Origin of the sequence: Agromyces humi, from assembly GCF_009720255.1 — a bacterium.
Classification (GTDB): Bacteria; Actinomycetota; Actinomycetes; order Actinomycetales; family Microbacteriaceae; genus Agromyces; species Agromyces humi.
The window spans coordinates 1-5,781 of sequence record NZ_WJSP02000237.1 but is presented as its reverse complement, the minus strand read 5'-3'; the positions used below and the strand labels follow the sequence as shown (position 1 = coordinate 5,781).

Here is a 5,781-nt window from a genome sequence, read left to right as displayed (position 1 = left end):
CACCAGGTGGGCGAGCGGCATCCCGGCGTGGCCGTGGTCGAGTGCGACTCCGTCTGGAACGGTGAGGGGCTGGGTCAGCGCGGCATTCCCCGCGTGGCCGCCATGCGCGGCCGATCCCACGTCGCCCGCCTGCCCGCCGGCAGCCGCGACGGGCGCGGCCGACCCGAGCGCGTAGCAGAGGTGCAGCGCCGCCTGCGCGACCAGCGCGGCGATGATCGTGCGCGCGAGGCGGGCCCGCGCCCCGGTCACGAGCATCGCGAGCGGCGCCGAGAAGGCGAGCGCCACCAGGAGCGCGACGGGTCCGGGAGGGGTGCCTCCCCCGAGGGTGTGCGCAAGGGACGCCACGAAGGTCGCGAACACGGCCACCGCCGTTCCGCGGATCGCGCGCGCACCCCGGGACATCACCAGTCCAGCCTAAACGTCGCGCGGCGGCCCGGATTGGGGGCTGCCCCCCGAACGCGAGTGGGGCCGGCACCACCACCGGGCGGCGCGGATACGCTGGGACGACCATGGTCACCGCCGTCTTCTCGCTCCTCGGTGCCTTCGTCTTCGGCGCGGCCGACTTCCTGGGCGGACTGGCCGCCAAGCGCGTGAATTCCGTGCTCGCCACGGCGGTCGCCGCGCTCACCGGGTTCCTGCTGCTCGCCGCCGCCGCACCGTTCCTCGGCGGCGACTGGACGGGCCACGACGTGTTCTGGGGCGTCGTGTCGGGCGTCATCGGCGCGGTGGCCATCTCGCTGCTGTACGCCTGCCTCGCGATCGGGCCGATGAGCATCCTGTCGCCGCTCACCGCCGTCGTGTCCGCCGTGGTCCCCATGGTGTGGGGCCTCGTCATCGGCGGGGAGCGGTTCGCGGCGCTCGGCTACTGGGCGCTCGGGCTGGCCCTCGTCGCGGTCGTGCTCGTGGGATTCGTTCCCGAGCGCGGCGCCGTGCGTCCGAGCCTCCGCGGCATCCTCATGGCGATCGGCTCGGGCGTCGCGATCGGCGCCTTCTTCGTGACGATCGACCAGACCTCCGAGCAGAGCGGCGTCGTGCCGCTGCTCCTCAACCGGGCCGTCACGGCGACCATCATGTTCGCCGCGGTCGGCGTGCTGGCGCTCGTGGCCGCACGCCGCCGGCGGGACGGGACTCGGGGCCCTGCGGCATCCGTCGACGATTCGGTCGACGAGCGGATGCCGCGCGCCGCCGTGGGCACGGTCGTCGCCCCGACCCGTTCCGCCACCGCGGCGGGCGTGCGCCTCGCGATCCTCTGCGGCGCCGTCGACGTGACGGCGAACGGCCTGCTGCTCATCGGCATCCGTGCCGGAGACCTCTCGGTTGCGGCCGTGCTCGGCGCCATGTACCCGGCCGGAACCATCCTGCTCGCCGCGCTCGTGCTGAAGGAGCGCATCGCCCCCGTGCAGTGGTTCGGCCTGGCGCTCGCGCTCGTCGCCGCCGGCATGCTCGCGCTGGCCTGACGCCCGGACTCGAGCCACTCGGCGCTCCCGGACGTGGACGATCGCCGAAGAGAGCTCCCCGGCGAGGGGACTAGAGCCGCACGACCTCGGTCACGCGCACGATCGCGGCCCCCTCCTCGGCCGACGCCTCGAGGTCGACCTCGCCGCGGATGCGCCAGTCGTGGTCGCCGGCCGGGTCGTCGATCGTCTGCTCGACCCGCCAGACCCCGCTCGCGGCATCCGTCTCGTCGATGGTGACGAGACGCGGCGACCGCGCGGCCGCGCCCGTGAGGATCTCATCGTGCTCGGCGTAGTAGCGGTTCAGCGCGTCGGGCCACAGCTCGCCGGGGTCGAGCAGCTGCAGCTCGTCGTCGTGGTCGAGAGCGGCGAGCTGCACGCGCCGGAACAGCTCGTTGCGCACGAGCACCGTGAAGGCGCGGCGGTTCGTCACGACCGACGGCGGCGCGGGCGGCACGACGGGCGCGTCGTCCTCGGGCAGGTGCGAGGTGGGATCGACGAGTTCGTTCCACTCGTCGACGAGGCTCGAGTCGACCTGGCGCACGAGCTCGCCGAGCCACTCGATGATGTCCAGGAGCTCCTCGTCCTTCGCCTCGGTCGGCACCGTCTGGCGGATCGCCCGGAACGCGTCGGAGAGGTAGCGCAGCACGAGCCCCTCGCTGCGCGCGAGCTGGTAGAACGACACGTATTCCCCGAACGACATGCTGCGTTCGAACATGTCGCGCACGACCGCCTTCGGGCTGAGCTCGAAGTCGCGCACCCACGGCTGGCTCGACGCGAACGTCTCGAACGCCTGCACCAGCAGCTCGTCGAGCGGCTTCGGCCAGGTGACCTCCTCGAGCAGCTCCATCCGCTGCTCGTACTCGATGCCCTCCTGCTTCATGGCGCCCACGGCCTCGCCGCGGGCCTTGTACTGCTGCTGCGAGAGGATGGGGCGGGGGTCGTCGAGGGTCGACTCGATCACGCTCACCACGTCGAGGGCGTAGTGGCCGGTGCCGACGCCCGTGCCGGGCGCGCCGTCGGGATCGAGCAGCTCGATGGCCGCCAGCGCGAAGGGCGACAGCGGCTGGTTGAGTGCGAAGTTCGGCTGCAGGTCGACGGTGAGACGGAGGTCGGCGAGCCGCCCGGGCGCCGAGGCCGGCAGGAGGTCGACCACGCCGGCGTCCCGCAGGGTGCGCAGGATGTCGAGGGCGCGGCGCGCCAGCTCGAAACGGCGGGCTCGCGGCTCGTGGTTGTCGAAGCAGAGCGAGCGGATGCCGCGGGCGACATCCCCGCCCCGCCCGATCACGTTGATCAGCATCGCCGCCGTGAGTTTCAGCTGCGGGGCGAGGGGCTCGGGCTCGGCGGCGACGAGGCGCTCGAACGACCCCTCGCCCCACGTGATCTGGCCGGCCGGCGCCTTCTTGCGCACGATCTTCTTGATCTTCTTCGGGTCGTCGCCGGCCTTGCGCACGGCGGCCTCGTTCTCGATCTCGTGCTCGGGCGCGAGCACCACGACGGTACCGGCGGTGTCGTACCCGGCCCGGCCCGCCCGCCCGGCGATCTGGTGGAACTCCCGGGCCGAGATCTGCCGCATCTTCTGGCCGTCGAACTTCGCCAGCGCGGTGATGAGCACCGAGCGGATGGGCACGTTGATGCCGACGCCCAGCGTGTCGGTGCCGCAGATGACGCGCAGCAGCCCGCGCTGCGCGAGCGTCTCGACGAGCCGTCGGTAGCGGGGCAGCATGCCGGCGTGGTGCACGCCGATGCCGGCCCGCACGAGCCGCGAGAGGATCTTGCCGAACCCGGTGTTGAACCGGAATCCGCCGATCGCCTCGGCGATCTCGTCGCGCTGCTCGCGGGAGACCACGCGGATCGACGAGAGCGCCTGCGCCCGCTCCATCGCGGCGGCCTGCGAGAAGTGCACGATGTAGACCGGCGCCTGCCGGGTCTCGAGGAGTTCCTCGACGGTCTCCTGCACGGGCGTCCTCGCGTAGGAGAAGTGCAGGGGGACCGGCCGGTCGACGCCGGTGACCCGCGCGGTCTCGCGACCGGTGCGCCGGGTGAGGTCGTCGGCGATCGCCGTCACGTCGCCGAGTGTCGCCGACATGAGGATGAACTGCGCGCGGGTGAGCGTGATGAGCGGCACCTGCCACGCCCAGCCGCGATCGGGGTCGCCGTAGTAGTGGAACTCGTCCATCACGACCTGGTCGACCGCGGCATCCGCCCCGTGCCTGAGGGCCAGGTTGGCGAGGATCTCGGCGGTGCAGCAGATGATGAGCGCGTCGGGGTTCACCGAACTGTCGCCGGTGACCATGCCGACGTTCGCCGCACCGAAGATCTCGGCGAGCTGGAAGAACTTCTCGCTCACGAGCGCCTTGATCGGCGCCGTGTAGTAGCTGCGACCGCCACGGGCGACGGATGCCGCGTGCGCGGCGACCGCGACGAGCGACTTGCCGGTGCCCGTGGGGGTGGAGAGCACGACGTTCGCGCCCGAGACGATCTCGATGATCGCCTCATCCTGCGCAGGGTAGAGCGCGAAGCCCCGATCGTCGGCCCACTCGACGAAGGCGTCGTACATGGCGTCGGCGTCGTACGGGCGCGGAACGCGGTCGAGCAGGGGCTGGGTCACCCGTCCGAGTCTGTCACGCGCGGGCGCCGCCACTGGGCGCGTGGTAGAACTGGGAGCGCACACAGTCGAAGGAGCAGCCCGCAGTGACCACAGCCCCGCCGCCCGCCGCCGCGCCGACGCCGCTCACGGTGACGCACCGGCCGCACGACCGCCCGCTCCGGCGCCCGGCGATGAGCAACACGGTCGACCGACACGACCGCATCGCCCTCACGAACCGGTACGTGGAGGTGGCGGGCCGGCCGGCGATCCCCGTGTCGGGCGAGCTGCACTACAGCCGGGTGCCCCGTGACGAGTGGGAGGAGCGCCTCCGACTCATGCGCTCGGGCGGCATCACGGTCGTCGCCACCTACGTGTTCTGGAACCACCACGAACCCGTGCGCGGTCGGCGCGACTTCACCGGTGCGCTCGACGTGGGCGCCTTCGTCGACCTCTGCGCCCACGTCGGGCTCGACGTGGTGCTACGACTCGGACCGTGGGCGCATGGCGAGGCGCGCAACGGCGGCTTCCCCGACTGGGTGCAGGAGGCGCCGGTGCGGCACCGCACCGACGACCCCGCCTACCTCGCCCTCGTCGACGAGTGGTTCGCGGCGCTCGGCGGCGAGTTCGCATCGCGCTGCGGGCCGGCCACCAATGTCGTGGGCATCCAGCTCGAGAACGAGCTCTACGACCAGCCCGGGCACCTCGTCACCCTCAAGGCGATCGCGCGACGGCACGGGATCGTCGCGCCCATCTGGACCGCGACGGCCTGGGGCGGCGCCGACCTGCCCGCCGGCGAGGTGCTGCCGCTCTACGGCGGCTACGGCGACGGCTTCTGGGTCGACGCCGACCAGCCGTGGGACACGACGTTCCGCGAGCACTTCTTCTTCTCGCACACGTGGGATGACCCCGGGATCGGCGCCGACCTGCGCGACCACCCCGGCATCGGCGGCCACGCCGAGGGGCCGACGCCTCGGCTCCCCTCCCCCGACTTCCCTGCCGCGACCTGCGAGCTCGGCGGCGGCATGGCGACCGCGTACCACCGCCGCCCGCTGCTCGGCGCGCTCGACATCGCGGCCGTCGCGCACGACAAGATCGGCAACGGATCGGGCTGGCAGGGCTACTACATGTACGGCGGCGGGGTGAATCCGCGGCCCGCGCTGCAGGAGTCGCAGGCCACCGGCTATCCCAACGACCTGCCCGAGTTCGACTACGACTTCCACGCGCCCATCGGTGCCGCCGGTGTCCTCGCGCCGAGCCACGCCGAGCTGCGCCGCCAGCACGCGTTCCTCGTCGCCTTCGGCGAGCGATTGGCCGACATGCCGTCCACACTGCCCGACGTGCTGCCGACCGGCGTCGACGACGGCGAGACCCTGCGCTGGGCGATCCGCTCCGACGGCGCGAGCGCCTGGGTCTTCATCACGTGGCAACAGCCGCACGTGCCGTTGGAGCCCTCCCGCGGGGCGCGGTTCTCGATCGGCCTCGAGCGCGAGCGCGTCGAGTTCCCGCGTGTGCCGGTCGACGTGGCGCCCGGCACGGTCGCGCACTGGCCCGTGAACCTCGAGGTGAACGGCGTACGGGTGCGATGGCTCACCGCGTCGCCGCTCACGGTGCTGGGCGCCGACGACGGCGACGACGATGGCCCGACGCTCGTCGTGGTGGCCGAGACCGGCATCCCCGTCGAGCTCGGGGTCGATACGGCGACCGTGACGGTCACGGATGCCGCGGGCGCGACGCGCG

The 5,781-nt window shown here is 72.7% G+C and carries 3 protein-coding genes and 1 pseudogene; 2 read left to right on the top strand and 2 right to left on the bottom strand.

Annotation, left to right across the window (positions count from 1 at the left end):
- Positions 1 to 405 (bottom strand): annotated as a pseudogene (locus GH736_RS15820) (hypothetical protein); the annotation flags it as partial.
- 104 nt (positions 406 to 509) lie between these two features.
- Between GH736_RS15820 and GH736_RS15815 the strand changes: the two are divergent.
- On the top strand, positions 510 to 1,457 hold the full coding sequence (locus tag GH736_RS15815; protein WP_159605041.1) for an EamA family transporter: 948 nt from the start codon (positions 510 to 512) through the stop codon (positions 1,455 to 1,457).
- A gap of 70 nt (positions 1,458 to 1,527) precedes the next feature.
- Here GH736_RS15815 and GH736_RS15810 read toward each other — a convergent pair whose 3' ends face one another.
- Positions 1,528 to 4,065 carry a DEAD/DEAH box helicase gene (locus GH736_RS15810; RefSeq protein WP_407922357.1) on the bottom strand — a complete coding sequence of 846 codons (2,538 nt, stop codon included), beginning with the start codon at positions 4,063 to 4,065 and terminating at the stop codon, positions 1,528 to 1,530.
- An 83-nt stretch (positions 4,066 to 4,148) separates the two neighbouring features.
- Here GH736_RS15810 and GH736_RS15805 point away from each other — a divergent pair.
- Positions 4,149 to 5,781, top strand: a 1,633-nt coding sequence (locus GH736_RS15805; RefSeq protein WP_235934317.1) for a beta-galactosidase, incomplete at its 3' end; no start/stop codon positions are given.